Annotated in this window: 16 protein-coding genes; 12 read left to right on the top strand and 4 right to left on the bottom strand. The window is 57.3% G+C overall.

What is annotated here, in order from left to right:
- Positions 1–25 precede the first annotated feature (25 nt).
- The gene (locus tag ACR0BK_RS03845) at positions 26–1,849 is read left to right on the top strand and encodes an ABCB family ABC transporter ATP-binding protein/permease (protein WP_480553806.1); all 1,824 of its coding nucleotides are present in this window, start codon (positions 26–28) and stop codon (positions 1,847–1,849) included.
- A 58-nt stretch (positions 1,850–1,907) separates the two neighbouring features.
- On the top strand, positions 1,908–2,306 hold the full coding sequence (locus ACR0BK_RS03840; RefSeq protein WP_480473428.1) for a DUF2147 domain-containing protein: 399 nt from the start codon (positions 1,908–1,910) through the stop codon (positions 2,304–2,306).
- A 43-nt stretch (positions 2,307–2,349) separates the two neighbouring features.
- Here the strand turns inward: ACR0BK_RS03840 and ACR0BK_RS03835 are convergent, their stop codons facing one another.
- The gene (locus tag ACR0BK_RS03835) at positions 2,350–6,129 is read right to left on the bottom strand and encodes an efflux RND transporter permease subunit (RefSeq protein ID WP_480553805.1); all 3,780 of its coding nucleotides are present in this window, start codon (positions 6,127–6,129) and stop codon (positions 2,350–2,352) included.
- Positions 6,126–7,352 carry an efflux RND transporter periplasmic adaptor subunit gene (locus ACR0BK_RS03830; protein WP_480553804.1) on the bottom strand — a complete coding sequence of 409 codons (1,227 nt, stop codon included), beginning with the start codon at positions 7,350–7,352 and terminating at the stop codon, positions 6,126–6,128. The genes ACR0BK_RS03835 and ACR0BK_RS03830 overlap by 4 nt, the downstream gene beginning before the upstream one ends.
- Before the next feature lie 225 nt (positions 7,353–7,577).
- Here ACR0BK_RS03830 and ACR0BK_RS03825 point away from each other — a divergent pair, with 225 nt between their 5' ends.
- The 5 genes from ACR0BK_RS03825 (at position 7,578) to ACR0BK_RS03805 (ending at position 12,937) form a co-directional block, all read left to right on the top strand.
- Positions 7,578–8,249: a hypothetical protein gene (locus ACR0BK_RS03825; protein WP_480473425.1), complete on the top strand. Its 672-nt coding sequence runs from the start codon at positions 7,578–7,580 to the stop codon at positions 8,247–8,249.
- A gap of 44 nt (positions 8,250–8,293) precedes the next feature.
- Complete coding sequence (locus ACR0BK_RS03820; RefSeq protein WP_480473424.1) at positions 8,294–9,616, top strand: PQQ-like beta-propeller repeat protein; 1,323 nt, start codon at positions 8,294–8,296, stop codon at positions 9,614–9,616.
- A gap of 49 nt (positions 9,617–9,665) precedes the next feature.
- Positions 9,666–11,129 carry a ribosome biogenesis GTPase Der gene (gene der, locus ACR0BK_RS03815; protein ID WP_480517523.1) on the top strand — a complete coding sequence of 488 codons (1,464 nt, stop codon included), beginning with the start codon at positions 9,666–9,668 and terminating at the stop codon, positions 11,127–11,129.
- 165 nt (positions 11,130–11,294) lie between these two features.
- Positions 11,295–12,278 (top strand): fatty acid desaturase, encoded by a 984-nt coding sequence (locus tag ACR0BK_RS03810; protein ID WP_480473422.1) that lies wholly within the window; start codon positions 11,295–11,297, stop codon positions 12,276–12,278.
- Positions 12,279–12,370: 92 nt separating this feature from the next.
- Complete coding sequence (locus tag ACR0BK_RS03805) at positions 12,371–12,937, top strand: helix-hairpin-helix domain-containing protein (RefSeq protein WP_480473421.1); 567 nt, start codon at positions 12,371–12,373, stop codon at positions 12,935–12,937.
- A 57-nt stretch (positions 12,938–12,994) separates the two neighbouring features.
- Here ACR0BK_RS03805 and serS read toward each other — a convergent pair whose 3' ends face one another.
- The gene (gene serS, locus ACR0BK_RS03800) at positions 12,995–14,287 is read right to left on the bottom strand and encodes a serine--tRNA ligase (RefSeq protein WP_480553803.1); all 1,293 of its coding nucleotides are present in this window, start codon (positions 14,285–14,287) and stop codon (positions 12,995–12,997) included.
- A 72-nt stretch (positions 14,288–14,359) separates the two neighbouring features.
- Positions 14,360–16,024, bottom strand: a complete 1,665-nt coding sequence (locus ACR0BK_RS03795) for a mechanosensitive ion channel family protein (protein WP_480553802.1) — start codon at positions 16,022–16,024, stop codon at positions 14,360–14,362.
- Positions 16,025–16,225: 201 nt separating this feature from the next.
- Here ACR0BK_RS03795 and yajC point away from each other — a divergent pair, with 201 nt between their 5' ends.
- Genes yajC through ACR0BK_RS03770 form a run of 5 tightly spaced genes read left to right on the top strand, consistent with a single transcriptional unit; the run spans position 16,226 to position 20,295 of the window.
- Complete coding sequence (gene yajC / locus ACR0BK_RS03790) at positions 16,226–16,513, top strand: preprotein translocase subunit YajC (protein WP_209503494.1); 288 nt, start codon at positions 16,226–16,228, stop codon at positions 16,511–16,513.
- A 33-nt stretch (positions 16,514–16,546) separates the two neighbouring features.
- The gene (gene secD, locus ACR0BK_RS03785) at positions 16,547–18,208 is read left to right on the top strand and encodes a protein translocase subunit SecD (protein ID WP_480553801.1); all 1,662 of its coding nucleotides are present in this window, start codon (positions 16,547–16,549) and stop codon (positions 18,206–18,208) included.
- 1 nt (position 18,209) lies between these two features.
- Positions 18,210–19,184, top strand: coding sequence for a protein translocase subunit SecF (gene secF, locus ACR0BK_RS03780; protein WP_480473417.1), 975 nt, complete (start codon positions 18,210–18,212; stop codon positions 19,182–19,184).
- A complete protein-coding gene (locus ACR0BK_RS03775) occupies positions 19,177–19,929 on the top strand; it encodes a sulfite exporter TauE/SafE family protein (RefSeq protein ID WP_480553800.1) in 753 nt (250 codons plus the stop codon). The genes secF and ACR0BK_RS03775 overlap by 8 nt, the downstream gene beginning before the upstream one ends.
- 12 nt (positions 19,930–19,941) lie before the next feature.
- Positions 19,942–20,295 (top strand): Mth938-like domain-containing protein, encoded by a 354-nt coding sequence (locus tag ACR0BK_RS03770; RefSeq protein ID WP_480517513.1) that lies wholly within the window; start codon positions 19,942–19,944, stop codon positions 20,293–20,295.
- Positions 20,296–20,354: the final 59 nt, after the last annotated feature.

The following is a 20,354-nucleotide window of genomic DNA, read 5'->3' as shown; positions in this document are numbered from 1 at the left end:
TCTCTGACCGCAGACAAGGTACGTGATGAGACGAACATCTCCGATGGCCTCGAATGACGGGGTGCAGAGCGGCGGGCGCAGTTCAGGCTGGCGCACAATCCGCAAGGTTGCGCCCTACCTCTGGCCGCAGGACGAGGTTTGGGTAAAGCGCCGCGTGGTTATTGCCATGGCGATGCTGGTTCTGGCCAAACTGATCGCGGTTTATACACCGATCCTTTACAAAGGCGCCGTTGACTCATTGGCAGGTGAAGGCGTGCCGCCGCTAGCGCTGGGCGCAGTGGGTGTGACGGTTGCCTACGGCGTGGCGCGCATGATGACGGTTGGGTTCCAGCAATTGCGGGACGCCGCCTTTGCCCCTGTTGGACAGCGGGCCTTGCGGGCGCTGGCGCTGGAGACGTTCCGACATATCCATAACCTGTCCATGCGCTATCACGTCTCGCGCCGCACCGGCGGGCTGAGCCGTATCATCGAGAGGGGCGTCAAAGGCGTGGAATTCCTGCTGCGCTTCCTGCTGTTCTCAATCGGGCCGCTGATCCTTGAGCTGTTGCTGGTTGCGATCATACTGATGTGGTTGTTCGACGTCTGGTATCTGGTGGTCGTCGCCGTCACCATAGGCCTATATATCTGGTTCACTTTTACCGTGACCGAATGGCGGGTAAAGCTGCGGCGTGAGATGAACGATCAGGACACTGAAGCCAATCAGCGCGCCATTGACAGTTTGCTGAACTTCGAAACCGTCAAGTATTTCAACGCGGAATCCCGCGAAACTGCACGTTACGACGTGTCGATGAAAGCCTATGCCGGGGCGGCGCTGAAAACCGCCTATTCGCTGGCGTTCTTGAATTTTGGCCAATCCTTCCTGATCACCTGCGGCCTGATCGGAGTCATGGTTCTGGCCGCAATTGGCGTTCAGAATGGAAACCTGACCGTGGGCGATTTTGTCATGGTCAACGCGTATATGATCCAGATTACCGTTCCATTGAACTTCCTGGGGACGGTCTATCGCGAGATCAGGCAATCGCTGGTAGATATGGGGCAGATGTTTGATCTGCTCGAACAACCCGCCGAAGTCATCGATCACCCCGATGCACCCGACCTTGCGGTCAATGGTGGCGAGGTAACACTTGAAGATGTGCATTTTGGTTATGACCCTGAAAGGGAAATCCTCAAGGGTGTTTCCTTGACGGTTCCGGCCGGACAGACGGTCGCGATCGTAGGGGCGACGGGGTCTGGAAAATCGACCATCGGGCGGCTGTTGTTCCGGTTTTATGACGTGACCAAAGGCGCGCTGAAGATCGACGGGCAGGATGTTCGGGATGTGACCCAAACCAGCCTGCATGCCGCGATCGGCGTTGTGCCACAGGATACGGTGCTGTTTAACGACACCATTCGCTACAACATTGCGTATGGGCGCGACGATGCCACCCCGGAGGATGTCGAGGCCGCAGCCCGTGCCGCCCAGATTCATGACTTCATCACTTCGCTGCCTGACGGATACGACACCATGGTGGGTGAGCGCGGCCTGAAACTGTCCGGCGGCGAAAAGCAACGGGTTGGCATCGCGCGGACATTGCTGAAGAACCCTCCGATCCTGTTGCTGGACGAGGCGACCTCGGCCCTGGATACCGACACGGAACAGGATATCAAGGATGCGCTGGCGCGCGCTGGGGAAGGGCGGACCGTGATCACGATTGCCCATCGCCTCAGCACCATTGCCGAGGCTGATCGGATCGTGGTTCTGGAAGCTGGCGAGATCATCGAACAGGGCACCCATGACGAGCTGTTGGCGCGGTCCGGGCGATATGCTCAACTGTGGAACCGCCAGCAATCCGACAGTGAGGCCGCCTGAGGGGCTCATCTTGCCCTGCGGAATGTGCTAGGATGCGCCGTGCATGTAGGTGGACGCCATGATCAATGGATTAGCAAGACGATTAGTATCTGTAGCCGTTGTGGTTCTTCTCCCGGCTATGGTCGCGGCTGACCCGATTGAGGGCGTGTGGAAGACCGAACCTGATCGAAAGAACCTGATCTCGCATATCCAGATATCCGCCTGCGCGGACAAGTTCTGCGGCACGATACTTTCGGCTTTTGATTCTTCCGGCAAAGAAGTTCAAACGCCGAATATCGGGAAAAAGCTGTTCTGGGACGTGTCGAGCGAAGGCGGCGGAAAATATGGTGGGGGTGAGTTCTGGGTTCCCCTGATCGACGTTGATGCTGTTCCGCAGATGACGTTGCAGGGTGACAAGCTCATGGTCAAAGGCTGTGAACATTCGATTTGCGCGCACCAGACCTGGTCCCGACTGTGACGACAGAAAACGAAAAGGACCGGAAATCCCGGTCCTTTCATTCTTATTCTGCGGCTTTTAGCGGCGATCCAGGAATTTGATCCGTGGGCTCGTCTTGCAAACCGGTCTCGGATTGGTGCGGCTCATCCCACACAATCTCGGTCGCCTGTAGTTTGCGGGCCGAGCGACCAATAGCCATGTCCTGCGCGATCTTACTGGACCGCCCCGCGGTCATACGGGCAAGCCCGCGGCTGAGCCAGACAGCGTAAGTCGTTACCCATACACGCAGCGCCAGAAGCGACGGCGTCACGATCAGGGTGAGAACAGTGGCGATGCCAAGACCAAAGACAACCGCTGTGGCCAGCTGTTTCCACCACAGAGCGGTGGGACTGTCGATGGAATAGCCGCCATTGATAAAGTCCAGCGAAAGCCCAAACATCATTGGGGTCAGACCTGCCATCGTGGTCAACGTAGTCAGCAGAACCGGGCGGATACGCGATTCCGCGGTGCGGACGATTGCCTCGATCCTTGGCATATAGGCGCTGTATTCCTGATAGGTATCGATCAGAACAATGTTGTTGTTCACAACAATTCCTGCCAGAGCAACGATACCGGTGCCGGTCATGATGATCGAGAAGGGTTGCTCCATCACGATCATGCCGATCAGAACCCCGGTGGTCGAAAGAACAACCGCCAACAGCACCAACACCGAATTGTAGAACGAGTTGAACTGGGCGAGCAGGATTACGAACATCAGCCCCAAAGCACCCATGAAGGCATTCACCAGAAATGCGCCGGATTCTTCCTGTTCTTCCTGATCACCGGTCCATTGCCAGCTGATCGAGTTGGCGAAGGGGCTGGTTTCCAGCCATTCGGTCAGTACTGCGATCCGCTCATTCGGGTTGATCAGGGCGAACTGCGCGTCTCCCGCGTCAATCACGCTACGTAGCTGGTCTATATTCTCTGCACCGGTCAGTTGAACCAGTTCGTAGGACTTTCCTACGTCGCCGTCCAACACGGTGCCGGTTGGAGTGTAGACGTCGGTCACTTCGCGCATTACAGCTAGACGTTCTTCTTTCCCGTCCGGCCCTTTGGTCACAACCTTGCTCAGACCCGGTTCAACATCCGCTTTGACGTCATAGTAACGTTGCTGGTCGACACGGTTGATCTGGGCCAGTTTGGCCACGGGTTCCCGGGTCACGAAGTTCGACAGCGGAACCAACCCGTCCGGAGTGCGGACCTTGAGCGTATCCAAAGTCGACAGCACGCGATCCTCTTCCGGCAATCGGACACGGATCTCGATCTCTTCATCCGTATTGTCTGGGCGCATCTCACCCAACAGGATGCCGCGTGTCACAAGCTGCACCATGGCACCAACAGTGGCTACATCAGCGCCGAACCGACCAGCTTTGGCCACGTCGACATCGATCTGCCAATCGATACCAGGCAGGGGCAGGGTATCTTCGGTTTTGATCAGCCCCGGCGTTTCGTCAAAGACCTGGCGCGCGGCGACGGTGGCCGATCTCAATTCGTCCCAACCGTCCCCCTTGATACGCAGGTGAACCGGTTTGGCCGAGGCCGGGCCCTGTTCCAATGCCAGGATTTCAACAACGATACCGGGTATTGTCGCCAGTTTGGCGTTAAGATCGCCGATTACGTAATCGCCATCATATTCGGGTGCCACAAAGTGGCGCTCAAACAATCCCCACAAAGCGGATTCCGAAACGTTCGGACGATCTTCCCATGGGATAATTTCAAACTGGACCCGCCCCACCGTGTCCGCCGGTGCCTGCGCGCCGCCGGTATTCTGGTCAAGACCGCCTTCGCCGGCAAAGGAAAAGACGTTGATTACCGCCGGATGAGATCCAATGATCTGTTCGGCCTGCAGGACCATCTTGTCTTTTTCAGCCAGTGACAGGTTGCCACGGGCACGGACGTAAGCTGTTGCCTGTTCCGGTTCGCTTTCAACGAAAAATTCGACTCCTCTTGATTCCTGTGGGAACCAGACGAAGGTCACAAAATACACGGCAGAGAAAACTGCCGCCAGCGACACGATCGGCATGATCGGGTTTCCGACAAGGAACCGGATCACATGCCCGAAAGGTGTGTGTTCGTCAGCGGTGTGGACGTGGTTTTCTTCCGCCCGTTCGAACTTGGCCGCGCTCAGTGTTACAGACCCGGCAAAGGCCCCGAACAGGAACAGCAGGGCACCAGCGACCACTCCTCCGGGCAGTAGATAGTCAGGGTTCAGAACCTGCATCGCACCCAGGAAGATCATATAAAGCGACGGGGGCACCATCACTGCCCGAACCCACCACCGGGTACGCGCACGGAGCCAGTTCGAAGACCGGTCGAAAACGCGGCTCAGACGCCCCGAAACACCGCCCATGACCGGCAGGTAGATCAGCGCCACAATCAGCGACGCCGACAGAACAAAGATCAGCGTGACGGGCAACATCCCCATGAATTCGCCCGGAACACCGGGCCAGAAGAGCATGGGCAGGAAGGCACATAGCGTCGTCGCGGTCGAGGATACGATGGGCCAGAACATGCGTTGGGCCGCCTCAACATAGGCATGCATCGGGCCGACGCCTTCCTTTATTCTCTTGTCAGCATATTCCACGACCACGATGGCACCGTCGACCAACATCCCTACGGCCAGAATGAGGCCGAACATCACAATGTTCGAGATACTGATGCCCATGACCGCCAGAAATGCAAAACACAGCAGGAATGAGGTCGGAATTGCAAAGCCCACCAAAAGCGCTGCCCGCGTACCCAAAGAGGCCAGAACCACGATCATCACCAGAGCGATTGCGGTCAGAACCGAGCCTTCAAGCTGGCTGACCATCGAACCGACAATGCGGCTCTGGTCGTTCGACGTTCCAAGCTCGACCGCGGCCTGAAGCTCGGGCGGCCATTTGGTCTTGGCCTGAGCTATGGTTTCTTTCACCTGCGTAACGGTGTCGATCAGGTTATAGCCCTTGCGTTTGACAACTTGCAGCGCGACGGTCGCCTCGCCGTTGAAGCGGGCGGTACCTTCGCGATCTTCAAATGTGTAGTTGATCTGCGCAAGCTCACCCAGCGTTACAACCCGGTCGCCATTGACCTTGATCGGCAAGCCATAAACATCCTGCGCCGTTTTGAACGACGATGGAATCTTGACCGAGAATGTACCCTGGGCAGTTTCGACCTCGCCTGCCGCGATCAGCTGGTTATTGTTTCGCACGACATTGATCAGCTCGTCTGCGGTCACGTTGTATGCTTCAAGCCGCAATGGGTCGATAACGACCTCAAGCAACTCGTCACGATTGCCCGCGATACCCGCTTCGAGAACGGAATCCAGCGCCTCAAGCTCGTCCTGCAAATCCTTGGCGACACGGGCCATTGTGCGTTCCGGAACGGCACCGGTCAGATTGACGATGACGATCGGGAACTCGGAAAAGTTGATTTCCGTCAGCGAGTATTGTTCCGCACCTTCGGGAAAATCAGCCTGGGCCGTGTTCATGGCATCGCGCACGTCCGCCATGATCGAGGTCTTGTCCCAGCCGAATTCAAACTCCAGCGCGACCCCGGCATAACCTTCGGCCGCAGTCGACGTCATTTCCTTGAGCCCGTCGAGATCCGCCAGTTCGGTCTCCATCGGCTTGACCAAAAGGTTTTCTGAGTCTTCCGCTGAAATCCCGGGAAACTGCACCGAAACGAAAAGGGCAGGGATTTCGATATCCGGCTCACCCTCTTTCGGAAGCGAGACATAGGCAAAGCCGCCTACGACCAGCGAAATGGCGATGAACGCCATTACCATTCGGGCCCTGCCTGCGGCCCATGCGACGATACCCGTCATTGCGAGGCTTCCCGATAAGTTGGTGCAACGGTAACACCGCGGATCACGAATTCCTGCCCGACCACAATGATATCAACCGTTTCCGGCAAGCCATCGATCCAGACTCCTTCGGCTGTGTCGCGCAAAATGCGGACCGGCATGAAATCAACCACATTGCCTGCACCAACTGTGCGCACACCCAATTGACCTTCGTTGCTGAGTGTCAGCGCCGATTGCGGCAGCAGGTGGGCTTTCGTACCTTCAGCCGCGATGAGGATGGTGGCTGTCTGACCGTCGCGAATGGTCAAGTCGGGGTTCGGAACGGTGATTTCCACCTCGAATGTACGTGTTGTCTCGTCCGCTGACCGGCTGAGGAACGTGACCCGACCGCCCAATTGCCGACCGGTCACAAGCGTTGCCGAAGCCTCGGACCCGACAAGCACCCGGTTGACCTCGGTCTCGGGAACGAAGCCGACCAGCTTGATCGGGTCCAGTTGAATGACAGTCGCGCAAAGCGATCCGGGTTGCATTAGGCTGCCCAGTTCCGCGGTGTCGCTTTCCAGCAAACCTTTGAAGGGGGCTTTGATGGTCAGGCGGCCAATCTCTCGCTGTGCGGCCTCGACTGCTGCTGCGGCGGCTTCGATGCCCGCGCGCGTGGCCTCCAGCCCGGCTTCGGCGGATTTCACACCGGCTTTTGCAGAGCTCATCACAGCTTCGCTGGATATCCGGCGGGTTTCCGACGCATATCCGGTTTCAGCCAGCTTGCGTGAGGCTGTCAGATTGATCTCGGCCTCGGCCACAAGCGCATGTGCCTCAATCAGGCGTGCTTCGGCTTCGGGAATGCGGCTTTGGGCTTCCAGCTTGCCCGCCATGGCCTCGGCCAGTTGTGCCGGGCGCGTGCCGGGGTCAAGTTCGCATAATATATCGCCCGCCTCAACAAACGCACCTTTGCGTTTGGGCTCAGAGACAACGGTGGACGTGGTTTCCGCAAGCACTTCGACCTGCCGGTTCGCCTTCGTCTGCCCGCGCAGCAGCACGGCGCTGTCAATTTCGCGCGCTTGCGAGCGCACGGCGACAACGCCCACGGCAGAGATATCGGAGTTTTCGGTTTCCGTGGCTTCGACTTGTGTTGCTTCCACGGCATCACCGCGTCCGGCAAAGGCGAACAAGGTGTCACGTTCAAACACCAGAAAATACAGTGCAACAATCACGAGAAGGGCGTTGATGAATGAAATCAAACGCATAAAGTGTTTCTCCTAAGAATCTGCGCCATTAATACTTGGGCTGTCACGCCATGAAATGGGGTCTGTTCGGCATCTTTTCCATACTGAACTGAATAGTTCGGTTTGCATTTTTTCGCAAGAGGGAAGCAAAGCGGTGAAAATGCGCATATTCGGACCCTTGGCTTGGCGTTGGTGCCGGGGTATGACATGGCGCACTAATACAAGATAGACAGCCCGGGGGCTTGGATGAGCGATATAGACAGTTTCATTGATGAGGTCACCGAAGAGGTGCGCCGTGACCGGATCTATCTGTTGCTGCGTCGCTGGGGCTGGGTGGGTGTCGTCGCCGTCGTGTTGATCGTCGGCGGTGCCGCTTTCAATGAATACCGCAAGGCGCGGGACACGGCGCAAGCTCAGTTATTGGGTGACACGATTCTTGCTGCATTGTCCGAAAATGACCCGGCGGCAAGGGCTGCTGGTCTTGCACAGGCAGAGGCGATGTCACCGGGCGGGAAAGCCGTGCTGGACATGTTGTTGTCTGCGTCACAGGTCGAATCCGGATCCCGAGAGGACGCGGTCACCAGCCTGAACGCGGTTGCCGTTCAGGGCGACCTGCCCGAGATTTACCGCGCGATTGCAAGCTTCAAGTCGCTGCTGTTGCAAGGCGATACCTTGCCTGCCGCCGACCGGCGGCAACAGTTCGAGGCGTTGGCGGCCCCCGGAGCGCCGCTGCGGCTGCTGGCGGAAGAGCAGTTGGCTCTGATTGACGTGGCCGAGGGGAATGTCGATGCTGCGCTGGATCGATTGCAGGCGCTACGGCAGGATGCAGAGGTTGGGATCGATCTGCAACAGCGCGCGGCGCAAATGATCATTGCTTTGGGTGGGGAACCTGAACCATTGGTGGCGCAGCAAGGCTGACCAGGCGGGACAAAAGACTTAACGACAGGCGAGTTCGGAATATCATGGTAACAAGATTTTTTTCCCGTACGGGATTGCCTTTTGCGGCTCTGGCCTTGACAGCACTTGCGGCCTGTGAACCGCCCGAAGCCATTCTGCCCGGTGAACGCGAGGATATTCGCCCTGTTTCAGATCTGGAAACGGTCGAAAAGCGCGGCTCGCAACCGATCAGCCTGCCGGCGCAACAGGTCAACGCCAACTGGTCACAAAGTCCGGGAACGTCCGCATACCGAACCACGCATGCTGCTTTGCGCGCAACACCACAACGGATCTGGTCTGTTTCGATCGGGCAGGGCGACTCGCGCAAGCAACGCATAACTGCCGAGCCGGTGGTTGCGGGCGGATTGATCTTTACACTGGATTCAGGGGCGACGGTTTCAGCGGTCACCCAGCAGGGGCAGTTGGCATGGGAAACCGATCTGATCCCGCCAAGTGATGGCGACTCGGATGCAACAGGGGGTGGTTTGGCTTATGCCGACGGCGTCCTTTATGTGTCGTCAGGGTTCGGTCGGTTGACCGCGCTGGACGCCAAATCGGGTGCCGTGCGTTGGCAAAAACGCCTGGAAGCGACCGGCAGCGGCGCCCCGCTGGTGAATGATGGCCTGTTATACGTGGTGGCCGGAGACGAAACCGGCTGGGCTGTAAACACCAAGGACGGACGCATAGCCTGGCAATTCGAAGGAACACCCAGCGTCGGGAACGTTCTGGGTGCGCCTGCGCCTGCAATCGCATCTGATCTGGCGGTATTTGCCTTTGGCTCGGGTGACGTGGCGGCCACTTTCCGCCGCGGTGGTATCCGCCGCTGGAACGCGTCTGTTGCAGGGGGGCGTCGCGGGCGCGCCGCGGCGCAAATCGTCGATGTGACTGGTGGTCCGATGGTTGTCGGCAACAGTATCTACATCGGCAATCACTCGGGCCGGACCGTCGCATTTGATGCCGCTTCCGGTGAGCGCCGGTGGACAGCAGACGAAGGTGCGGTCGATACGGTCTGGCCTGCGGGCAACAGCATCTTCCTGATCAGTGATCGCAGCCAGCTGGTGCGTCTGAACGCGGCGGACGGGTCTGTCATCTGGGCGCAGGATCTGCCGGGCTTCGTCAAGGACAAGCGTGGCCGCCGGGGACCGATCTTTGCGCATTACGGCCCAATTCTGGCCGGGGGTCGTATTGTGGTTGCGTCCAACGACGGGTTTCTGCGGTTCTTCAATCCAGTTGACGGAACACTGGTTCATCAGGCTGAGGTTCCCGGAGGCGCGACAGCATCCCCTGTTGTGGCCGGGCAGACGCTGTATGTTGTTTCGACCAAAGGTGATCTACACGCTTTCCGTTGACGGCAAGATGCGTTAAAGGGCGCAACTTGAGTCTTGAAAGTAGAGTATCATGTCGCTGACCCTCGCCATCGTGGGGCGCCCGAACGTGGGCAAATCCACATTGTTCAACCGCCTCGTAGGCAAACGTCTGGCGCTGGTCGACGATCAGCCCGGTGTGACGCGTGACTTGCGCGAGGGCGAAGGGCGTCTGGGCGATCTGCGCTTTACCGTGATCGATACGGCCGGACTTGAAGACGCGACAGATGACAGTTTGCAGGGCCGGATGCGCCGTCTGACCGAACGCGCGGTAGACATGGCCGATGTCTGCCTGTTCATGATCGATGCGCGGGTCGGGCTGACGCCCACGGATGAGATGTTTGCAGAAATCCTGCGCAAACGGTCCAAGCATGTAATCCTTGCGGCCAACAAGGCCGAAGGCAGCGCAGCGGATGCCGGGGTGCTCGAGGCATACAATCTGGGTCTGGGTGAACCTGTGCGTCTTTCTGGTGAACATGGCGAAGGGATGACAGATCTTTATGCTCGGCTTATGCCTTTGGCCGATGCAGCCGAGGAAAAGCAGGTCGAAGAAGCCCCAAAAACTGATATTGAGCTGGATGAAGACGGTGAGGGCGAAATGCCCCTGATCACCTCTGCCAAGCCGTTGCAGGTGGCCGTGGTTGGCCGTCCGAATGCGGGCAAATCCACGCTGATCAACAAGATCATCGGCGAAGACCGCCTGTTGACCGGGCCTGAGGCCGGGATCACCCGTGACGCTATCAGCTTGCGGATCGATTGGGCCGACCCGGACGGAGAAAGCATTCCGATGCGGATCTTTGACACAGCAGGAATGCGCAAGAAAGCAAAAGTACAGGAAAAGCTGGAAAAGCTTTCGGTGTCAGACGGTCTGCGCGCGGTGAAGTTTGCCGAGGTTGTCGTCGTACTTCTGGACGCGGCCATTCCGTTTGAACAACAGGACCTGAGAATTGCCGATTTGGCCGAACGCGAAGGCCGGGCTGTTGTTGTTGCCGTAAACAAGTGGGACGTCGAGGAAAACAAGCAGGAAAAGCTGCGGGAACTGAAAGATGCCTTTGATCGCTTGCTGCCGCAGCTGCGCGGGGCCCCTCTGGTTACCGTCTCGGCGAAAACGGGTCGCGGGCTTGAGAGATTGCGCGCCGCCATCCTGCGCGCCCATGACGTCTGGAACCGCCGTGTGCCAACCGCGGCGTTGAATCGGTGGCTGACTGCCATGCTGGAACAACACCCGCCGCCAGCCCCACAGGGCCGCCGCATCAAGCTGCGCTATATGACCCAGGCGAAAACGCGGCCGCCGGGTTTTGTTGTGATGTGTTCTCATCCCGATAAGATGCCCGAAAGCTATACCCGCTATCTGGTCAACGGGTTGCGTCAGGACTTTGACATGCCTGGCACCCCAATCCGCCTGACGCTGCGCGGGCAGGGCGACAAGAACCCATATAAGGGTCGGCGCAAGAAAAATGCGGGCGCGCTGGCCAAGCATCTCAAGGGCCGCGCGTAACTGCGCCAATTTTCAGCATCTTACCTCACGGGGGCGTGACAGTTTCTGTTCTCCGCGCTAGCATTCATGCGTGTGCATTTGTTTGGGCACGCACTGCTTGCATGCGGACTAGCCGCACCTAGATTTGAACAGAAAACTGAACGGCCATCGTAAGGAGACGGCTGGATGGATTTGAGGGAATATACAAGACATTACGCGGTGCAGGACAACAGATTGGCCGCGGCAAGTTATTTTGGCACATTTGCGGTGTATTTTGCGTCGCTGACCCTTGCGATCACCTTTGTTGATCGCTGGTACATCATGATACCCGCCGGGATCGTGTTCGCCTTTGCCGCAGTACGGCTTTATGTGCTGCAACATGATTGCGGGCATCACTCTCTGTTTGAAACACGGATTCAAAACGAATGGGCAGGGCATGGCCTGTCTCCCTTCACTTTCGCCCCGTTCGAGGTGATGAAGCAGAACCACAATCTGCACCATGCGGGCATCGGAAATCTTGAACATCGCGAGACAGGTGAAATTCATACGATGACTCTGCGAGAGTGGAATGCGGCTGATTGGAAAACGCGTTTGTTTTACAGGCTGTATCGCAATCCGTTCATCCTGGTTCCGGTCGGCGCGTTGTTCACCTACTTCATCCGATACCGTTGGCCCAAGAACACGGTGCGTTTTGGCGCTAAAGGTGTGGTGTTGCACAACCTGTCGATCATCGTGTTTCTAGGATTGTTGTATCTGATTGCGGGTATGACCGGCATTTGGGTCTGGTTGGTGTTTTCCTTTTTGGGTGGAATGCTGGGCGTCTTCCTTGTTTATCTTCAGCACAACTTCGAAGATACCTATTGGGATCGCCGCCCCGATCTGAACCCTCAGACAGCAGCGCTTGAGGGATCATCCGCACTGGATTTCGGATGGTGGTTCGATATGGCTGTGGCCTGCATCACGTTGCACGACATCCACCATTTCAACGCGCGTATCCCATCATATCGCCTGCGTGCCTGCCATTATAACCTGCCGCCGGAATACACCCCGCGCCGGATTAAGTTTCCCGAGGCCGTGGCCGCATTGAACCTGAAGCTATGGGACGAAGATGCCAAGCGCCTTGTACCCTTTCCGAGAGACAACCGAGCCGCTAGTCTTGCCCATAACTAAGCTGGCAGAACAGGGGTTATCACTACGCTGCTTGCTGCTTCGTATATCCGGTGTATATACGAAGTTATAGAACGACACAGAAAGGACCCATAATGACCGCAGTGACCGAAATAAAAGGTGTAGGGGAGGCGCTTGGCCAGGCCCTTGTTGCCAATGGCTTCAAGACCGCCGAGGCAATAGCCAAGGCCGCTCCTGCTGATTTGGTCAAGGTCCCTCGGATCGGTGAGGCGCGCGCGTTGGTTTTGATTGCATCTGCCAAAGAAGCCGTTGCTGCAAATCCGGTTGCTGCGAAGCCAACAACACGCCGAACTGCGGCCCGGACTCCGGCGGTACGCAGGCCTTCCGCACGCAAAGCCGCGTCCCGCAAAACAATCGCCGCAGCCGCAGCCGAGAAACGGGTCGAGGAAGCCGCACGCAAGGCGGCAGAAGAAAAAGCAGCGGCCGAAAAAGCCGAAGCTGCGGAAAAGAAAAAGGCCAAAGCCAAGGCCAAGGCTGAAAAAGCCGCGAAGAAGCGTAAAGAGATGGAAGCCGCCTTTTCAAAGGCGAAGGACAAAGTGAAAGCCAAATCCAGCAAGGACAAAAAGTCCAAGAAGGACGGGAAAAAGAAGGACGGCAAGAAAGGCGGAAAGAAGAAGGACAAGAAAAAAGCGAAGAAGTAAACTTCTTCGCCTTCTGCTGATGTCCTTACCGGTGCCCGACGGCGCCGGTTATGTTTGTCAGGCCAAAGAACCGTCCGATTGCAGGGTCAGCTTGCCGCCCAGATAGGGGCCAAGTACCTCGGGCAGCGAAACAGTTCCGTCTTCATTCTGCCCATTCTCCAGAACAGCGATCAGGCAACGCCCGACAGCCAGACCGGAACCGTTCAGAGTATGAAGGAATTCGGGTTTGCCACCACTTTCTGGCCGGAAACGGGCATTCATTCGACGCGCCTGAAACGCACCTGTGGTCGAGACCGAGCTGATCTCGCGATAGGTGTCCTGTCCGGGCAGCCAAGCTTCGATGTCATAAGTGCGGCGCGCGCCAAAGCCCATATCACCGGTGCACAAAACAACAGTGCGATAGGGAATACCCAACTGTTCCAGCAGATCCTCGGCGCAGCGCAACATGCGCTTTTGCTCGTCATCTGACGCGTCGGGATGGGTGATCGAGACCATCTCGACCTTTTCGAACTGGTGCTGGCGCAGCATCCCTGCGGTGTCCTTGCCTGCACTTCCGGCCTCGGACCTGAAACAGACGGTATGGGCGGTCATACGGATGGGCAGGGCAGACTCTTCAAGAATGTCACCAGCCACTGAATAGGTCAGTGTAACCTCGGAGGTCGGGATCAGCCACCAGCCATTGGTCGTCTGATAGCTGTCGTCGCCGAATTTAGGCAATTTATCCGTGCCATACATCGCCTCATCCCGGACCAGAACCGGTGTCTGCATTTCTGTCAGACCGTTCTTGTCGATATGCGTGTCCAACATGAACTGGGCCAGCGCGCGGTGGATGCGGGCAACCCCCTTGGACAGATTCACGAACCGGCTGCCGCTTGTTTTAGCGGCGGTTTCGAAATCCATCGCGGCTGCGACGGCGGGAATGTCGTAATGCTCTTTCGGTGCAAAGCTGAAATCACGCGGGGTGCCCCAGCGGTTGACTTCGACATTGTCGTTTTCGTCCGCGCCTTGCGGCACGTCATCGGCGGGCAGGTTGGCGATGCGGGCCAGTTGATCGGTCAGCAAGGCATCCAGATCCTTGGCCTCGGTCTGCATCCGGGCGACTTCGGCCTTTTTCTCGGCGACAAGCGCGCGCAGGCGTTCGAATTCAGCCTCGTCGCCGCGTCCCTTAGCAGCGCCGACTTCCTTGCTGGCCTTGTTTTGTTCGGCCTGTGCAGTTTCGGCAGCCAGAATCTTGGCACGCCGGCTTTCGTCCAGCCTCAGCAGATCTGACGACACCGGCGCGTCCCCACGGCGCGCTAGGGCGGCGTCAAAGGCGGCAGGGTTTTCGCGAATGGCGCGGATGTCGTGCATGTCTCAGATCCTTGAATGCGTGAATCACTGAACCCGCTTATGCACCATCTGCAGGGCAGGGTGTAGCACCGGTTACGACTTATCAGCGTCTTCGTGGGTTTCATGCGTCAGGTGGCCATCCCATGCCCCGGCCGGTATTTTTGGCTCGGGCGGGTCGGCCACATAAGAAGGCGTCATGATCTGCACATTGTTCTCGTTAAATACAGCGACAATGTTTCGATGCAGGTCCGAGCGGATTTTGGGGATGATGCTGCCACGGGTGGTGTAGCCGTTGATCTGATAATTGATCGAGTAATCGGCCAACGCGGTCCACAACACAAAAGGTTCGGGATTGACCTTGATACCTTTGGTGCGGTTGGCGGCCTCGATCAGCATCGCCTCTACCTTCTCAGGGGGTTCTTCGTAGCCGATGCCGACGGTCGTGTGCAATAATAGTCCGTCACCATTGGTTTTCTTTGAAAAGTTAACGACATCTGAGTTCATCAATTGTGCATTGGGGATCGAGATCAGCTCGTTCTTGATCGACTTCAGGTGGGTCTCCATCAGTTTTATCTGAACCACATCGCCGATGTGGTCCCCGATCTGGATACGGTCGCCGATTGAGGTAGACCTGCGGTAAATCACAAACAGCCCGGCCAGCATGTTGGACACGACTGAATTCGCGCCTAAAGACAGCATGGCGCCAACCAGAATGGTCAACCCCTGGAACGCGGCAGAATCTGAGCCCGGAATATAGGGAACCGCAAACACCAGCGCGATCAAAATAACGACGACACGGGCGATGTTGAACGTCGGGTTGACCCAGTGTTTTTCGAAATCACCCATTTCGAACGAACCTGCTTCGACCGCATCAAAGAACACGCGCAGCCCTTTTGTGATGTACAACGTCACCCATGTGATCAGGCCCAGCATGATCAGATTGGGGATATAGCTGAGGATGCCCCGGAAGATAAGCAGCACGGGCTCTGTCAGATAGGTCAGCAGAAGCTGTGCGAAATATCTGGTTTCCGCAAATGCCAAAAGAACAAAGGACAGGTAATAGTAGAAACCGAGAAAGAAGATGATCAGCAGCACGAAGTTCAGACCATAGCGGATAAGGGCCGCGATTGCTTCGGCCTGAACGCTTTTGGCTGTCGCCGTTTCGACATCCTTTAAGTAGCGTTTTACCAGCTTCAATGTGCGACGCCTGATCCGACGGTGCAGCCACAGGATAGTGACAACAAACAGGGCAAATCCCAACGTCCAGGCAGCCGCTTCAATAGCACCGGAAACGCGCGCCTGATCGGTTCGGTTGGCTCGGTACGCCTCAATGGATTGTTTGATCGCATTGCCATGCAAAACGCTCAGAACACTTAGTTCCATCTGATCCAGTTCAGCGTCAGCTTTAGTAACGATCGAGATTCTTTGGCCATCGGCCAGAATCCAGATGCCAAACTCGGTCTCTTCATATGTGATCTCGACCAAAGGTGCTTCCGACGCTTCCGCAACCGCAATGATCTTGTCCTTTACGCCCTCGGCGCGCTCCGGAGCAGGCAGGGCGCTTGATCCGCGCACCTGAAACAGAATGTCCCCGTCTACTAAGACCGGGGCCATGAACGTGTCCGATCCCGCAGTCTCGGACAGGGGGGATTCCGCGGGTGCTTCCTGCGACAAGGCCGCACTGGACAGCCACACGCTCACCGACAGGGCAGTCAGTAAATAAAGCAACGAAAGGAAAGGTTTGAGTGGCCGCGTCATGTGTCCCCCTTCGGATAAACTATACCCGGTATTGGTTATGTTCCTAGGACATATCTGCAACGTTTTGCCCGTCGTTGCCGGGACATGCCCGTTTTCAGGTGAGTTACATGACCGCCTTTGCTTGCAAACCGACATTTCAAAGCATAGGTTCCGCCCAAATTTGCGGAACTGTGCCGCAAGACTAGAACAAAGGAATGTCCCATGGATGGTGGCGCAATCGCCCAGTTTCTCCCGCTGATCCTAATCTTTGCGATCATGTATTTCCTGCTGATCCGTCCGCAGCAAAAGAAGATGAAGGAACATCAGGCCATGGTTGATGCCGTGCGTCGCGGTGATCAGGTGATCACTCAGGGGGGCGTGATCGGCAAGGTATCGAAGGTCAAGGAAGGCGATAACGAGATCGAGGTCGAAATCGCCGAGGGCGTCAAGATTCGCGTGGTCAAATCGACCATCGCCCAGGTTCTGAACAAGACTGAGCCGGCGAAGTAACTTCGCGCGACAATTCCTTGAAAAGGCAGGGTAATGCTGCAATTTGATACCTGGAAGCGGGTTCTGATCTGGCTGGTCTGCGTGACCGGCCTGCTCATGGCCCTGCCAAACGCATTTTACACGCGGGTCGAACAATCCAACGACGCCAAGGCCGCGATCGAGTTGGGCAACGACACACCCCAGATGCAGGCTGAAGCCGCGCAATGGCCGAGTTGGTTGCCGTCATCCCTGGTCAATCTTGGCCTCGACCTGCGCGGCGGCGCGCATTTGCTGGCCGAAGTACAAGTACAAGACGTCTACGGCTCCCGGATGGAGGCGATGTGGCCGGAAATCCGCGACGCCCTGCGCGATGAACGTGCCACGGTGGGAACCATCCGCCGTCAGGACTCGGCTGCGGATGAGATTCGCGTGCGCATTAGCCAGCCCGAAGGAATGCCACAGGCATTGGAGGTTGTCCGCGGTCTGGCCCGGCAAGTGCAGACCCTGACAGGTGTAGGAGCCACAGATATCGAAGCCCGCGCGGATGGTGACACAATTGTTGTTCAACTGTCCGAAGCAGAAAAACTGGCCTCGGATGACCGCACGGTGCGTCAGGCGTTGGAAATCATCCGCCGCCGGATCGACGAAGTCGGTACACGTGAGCCCACAATTCAGCGTCAGGGGACGGATCGTATCTTAATTCAGGTGCCGGGTATCGGCAGTGCGGGTGAACTGAAGGAAATTATCGGAACAACAGCACAGTTGACCTTCAACCCGGTTGTCGGGCGCAGAACCGATCCGGATGCCGTTGCAGGCGTCGGCGAAAAAATCGTGCCGTCGATTGACGAAAACGGCGTTTATTACACCATCGAATCCGCTCCAGTCGTGACAGGAGAGGAACTGGTCGACGCGCAGCCATCCTTCGATCAGAACGGCCGCCCTGCGGTCAGCTTCCGATTCAACACATCCGGGGCACGCAAGTTCGGGGATTATACCCGTGACAATATCGGCGCACCCTTTGCAATCGTTCTGGATGACGAAGTGATCTCGGCCCCCGTGATCCAAAGCCATATCCCAGGCGGATCGGGTATCATCACCGGTAATTTCACCGTTGAGGAAAGCACCAATCTGGCCGTCCTGTTGCGTGCAGGTGCTTTGCCTGCAGGGCTGGAATTCCTGGAAGAACGCACCATCGGGCCCGAACTGGGGCAAGATAGTATCGACGCAGGCAAAGTTGCCACAATCGTGGCCTTTGTCGCCGTGCTGGTATTCATGGCGCTCAGCTATGGCCTGTTCGGTGTCTTCGCCAACATCGCGCTGATCATAAACGTGGGCCTGTTGTTCGGTTTGCTGTCCCTGATCGGCGCAACCCTGACTCTGCCGGGGATTGCAGGGATCGTTCTGACGGTCGGTATGGCGGTGGATGCCAACGTACTGATCTTTGAACGCATCCGCGAAGAACTGAAATCCGCCAGAGGTCCAGCCCGCGCCATCGATCTGGGTTATGAAAAGGCGCTGTCGGCTATTCTGGATGCCAACATAACCACCTTCATTACCGCCGTTATCCTGTTTGCCATGGGCAGCGGCCCTGTGCGCGGGTTCGCGATCACTCTGGGCCTGGGTATCCTGACATCGGTCTTCACCGCGATCTTCGTGACGCGCCTGATGGTTGTCATGTGGTTCGAACGCCGCCGACCAAAAACGATCGAGGTTTGACATGAGACTGAAACTCGTACCCCAAAGCACCTCGTTCGACTTTTTCAATCGCTGGAAAATCTGGCTTGGAATCTCCGGCCTGATGATGGTGATTGCGTTCTCCTCATTTCTGCTGCAGGGGCTGAACTTCGGCATCGATTTCCGCGGTGGAACCACGATTCGGACCCAAAGCGCACAAGAAATCGACGTGGGTGTTTACCGCGATGCTTTGTCTCCGCTGCAACTGGGTGACGTCACCATCACCGAGATTTTTGATCCAAGCTTCGGTCCCGATGAAAATGTCGCAATGATCCGTATTCAGGCTCAGGAAGACGCCGAAGCGGTCACAGCAGACGTGATCACCCAGGTCGGCGAAGCGCTGGCTGCCGCAGACCCCGGACTCAAACTGCCGTTTGAAAGTGTCGAATCCGTTGGTCCAAAAGTGTCGGGTGAGCTGATTCAGACGGCCGTTATCGCGGTTGTCTTGGCCATCGGTGCCGTTCTTGTCTACATCTGGCTGCGTTTTGAATGGCAGTTTGCACTTGGGGCGGTTGCCGCATTGGTGCACGACGTGATCCTGACCATTGGCATCTTCTCGGAACTGCAAATCCGCTTTGATCTGGCGATCATCGCGGCGTTGTTGACCATCGTCGGCTATTCGCTGAACGACACCGTGGTCGTCTTCGACCGGGTGCGCGAGAACCTGCGGAAATATAAACAGAAAGATCTGAAAGAGGTTCTGAACTTATCGATCAACGAAACCCTGAGCCGGACGGTGATGACCTCGGTCACAACTTTGCTGGCGCTGATCTCGCTTTATCTGCTGGGCGGGGACGTCATCCGCGGATTCGTCTTCGCGATGATCTGGGGTGTCGTCGTCGGGACCTATTCGTCGGTCTTCGTGGCTTCGACCATCCTGCTTTGGCTGGGGGTCAAGCGCGACTGGTCCAAACCGTCGAACACGGCGGGCAACCAGTTTGCCAATATTGATGCCTGAGGCCCTGCAACAGGCCCTGGCCCTGCCGGGCCTCACTTGGCTGATCCTGACTATCGGAGCCGCGGGACTTGTCCGCGGCTTCACAGGTTTTGGCACCGCGATGATCTTTGTGCCGGTGGCGACCCAGTTCCTGCCTATTGCAGATGTGGTCTTTCTGATGGCCGCCACCGGAATCGCATCAACATTTGCCTTGGCGCCTCAGGCGTGGCGGGATTGCGACAAGGTCGAAATCAGCACTCTGGGCTTTGCTGCAACCGTAACCGTGCCGCTGGGGCTGTGGATCATGGTGCAGGTGGACTCGGTTGCGTTGCGCTGGGTTGTCTGTGGCATCACCGGTCTGACCCTGCTGGCCGTGGTTACCGGCTGGCGATGGGAGGGGAAACTGGGACTACCCGGACGTCTCGCCATCGGCGGCAGCGCAGGCATTATCGGCGGCATGACCGGGCTGACCGGTCCGGTTGTCATCGTGTTCTATCTGGCCAGTTCCACCGACGTGCGCAAGATTCGCGCCAACACCATCATATTTCTGGCATTGCTGGACGTTGTCATCGTTTTCAACATCCTCATCAGCGGTGCCGCAGATTTGTCGATCCTGTGGATTGTCCTGCTGCTGTGCGTGCCTTATCTGATCACTACGCTTATCGGCAAAGCACTGTTCGACCCGAGACTCGAACGGATCTACCGCCTTGCGGCCTATTCGGTCATCCTGATCGCCGTCATTTCCGGGCTGCCGCTTCTGGATTGAAGAAGGGACATCATGCGTCTGAATCAGATTACTTTTACAGATGCCAAACCCGTAGACGGTTATGGCCCCGGTTTTTTCCGAATTGGCGGTGATGTCTTCCACGGCGCTATCCTGACAGGCCCGGCAGGCCCTGCAGAGTGGGGCGGTTTTGACGACCGACACCCCCTTCTGGAATTGGTGGGCAGGATCGACGTCCTGCTCATCGGTACGGGCGCGGACATGGCCCACATCCCTCAATCCCTGAGGGTTGAGCTGGAGAATGCCGGACTTGGTGTCGAAATCATGAACTCCCCTGCCGCCTGTCGCACCTACAACGTGCTGCTCGCTGAAGGCCGTCGTATTGCACTCGCGCTGATCCCTGTCTGACGGGATCCTCTTCATCTGGCCGAAAATATCCCGGGGAGTGTGAGGGGCTGGCCCCTCAC

This window comes from Ruegeria sp. AF1 (genome assembly GCF_056542125.1).
The sequence above is the reverse complement of the archived record's forward strand: the minus strand, read 5'-3'. Positions and strand labels throughout refer to the sequence as shown.

What these genes read in the sequence shown, in the direction of transcription:
- secF (WP_480473417.1), top strand. Translation starts at nt 18,210, where the DNA reads ATGAGACTGAAACTCGTACCCCAAAGCACCTCGTTCGACTTTTTCAAT.
- ACR0BK_RS03820 (WP_480473424.1), top strand. Translation starts at nt 8,294, where the DNA reads ATGGTAACAAGATTTTTTTCCCGTACGGGATTGCCTTTTGCGGCTCTG.
- serS (WP_480553803.1), bottom strand. Translation starts at nt 14,287, where the DNA reads ATGCACGACATCCGCGCCATTCGCGAAAACCCTGCCGCCTTTGACGCC.
- ACR0BK_RS03810 (WP_480473422.1), top strand. Translation starts at nt 11,295, where the DNA reads ATGGATTTGAGGGAATATACAAGACATTACGCGGTGCAGGACAACAGA.
- ACR0BK_RS03840 (WP_480473428.1), top strand. Translation starts at nt 1,908, where the DNA reads ATGATCAATGGATTAGCAAGACGATTAGTATCTGTAGCCGTTGTGGTT.
- ACR0BK_RS03835 (WP_480553805.1), bottom strand. Translation starts at nt 6,129, where the DNA reads ATGACGGGTATCGTCGCATGGGCCGCAGGCAGGGCCCGAATGGTAATG.
- ACR0BK_RS03845 (WP_480553806.1), top strand. Translation starts at nt 26, where the DNA reads ATGAGACGAACATCTCCGATGGCCTCGAATGACGGGGTGCAGAGCGGC.
- ACR0BK_RS03830 (WP_480553804.1), bottom strand. Translation starts at nt 7,352, where the DNA reads ATGCGTTTGATTTCATTCATCAACGCCCTTCTCGTGATTGTTGCACTG.
- ACR0BK_RS03770 (WP_480517513.1), top strand. Translation starts at nt 19,942, where the DNA reads ATGCGTCTGAATCAGATTACTTTTACAGATGCCAAACCCGTAGACGGT.
- ACR0BK_RS03825 (WP_480473425.1), top strand. Translation starts at nt 7,578, where the DNA reads ATGAGCGATATAGACAGTTTCATTGATGAGGTCACCGAAGAGGTGCGC.
- ACR0BK_RS03775 (WP_480553800.1), top strand. Translation starts at nt 19,177, where the DNA reads ATGCCTGAGGCCCTGCAACAGGCCCTGGCCCTGCCGGGCCTCACTTGG.
- der (WP_480517523.1), top strand. Translation starts at nt 9,666, where the DNA reads ATGTCGCTGACCCTCGCCATCGTGGGGCGCCCGAACGTGGGCAAATCC.
- yajC (WP_209503494.1), top strand. Translation starts at nt 16,226, where the DNA reads ATGGATGGTGGCGCAATCGCCCAGTTTCTCCCGCTGATCCTAATCTTT.
- ACR0BK_RS03805 (WP_480473421.1), top strand. Translation starts at nt 12,371, where the DNA reads ATGACCGCAGTGACCGAAATAAAAGGTGTAGGGGAGGCGCTTGGCCAG.
- ACR0BK_RS03795 (WP_480553802.1), bottom strand. Translation starts at nt 16,024, where the DNA reads ATGACGCGGCCACTCAAACCTTTCCTTTCGTTGCTTTATTTACTGACT.
- secD (WP_480553801.1), top strand. Translation starts at nt 16,547, where the DNA reads ATGCTGCAATTTGATACCTGGAAGCGGGTTCTGATCTGGCTGGTCTGC.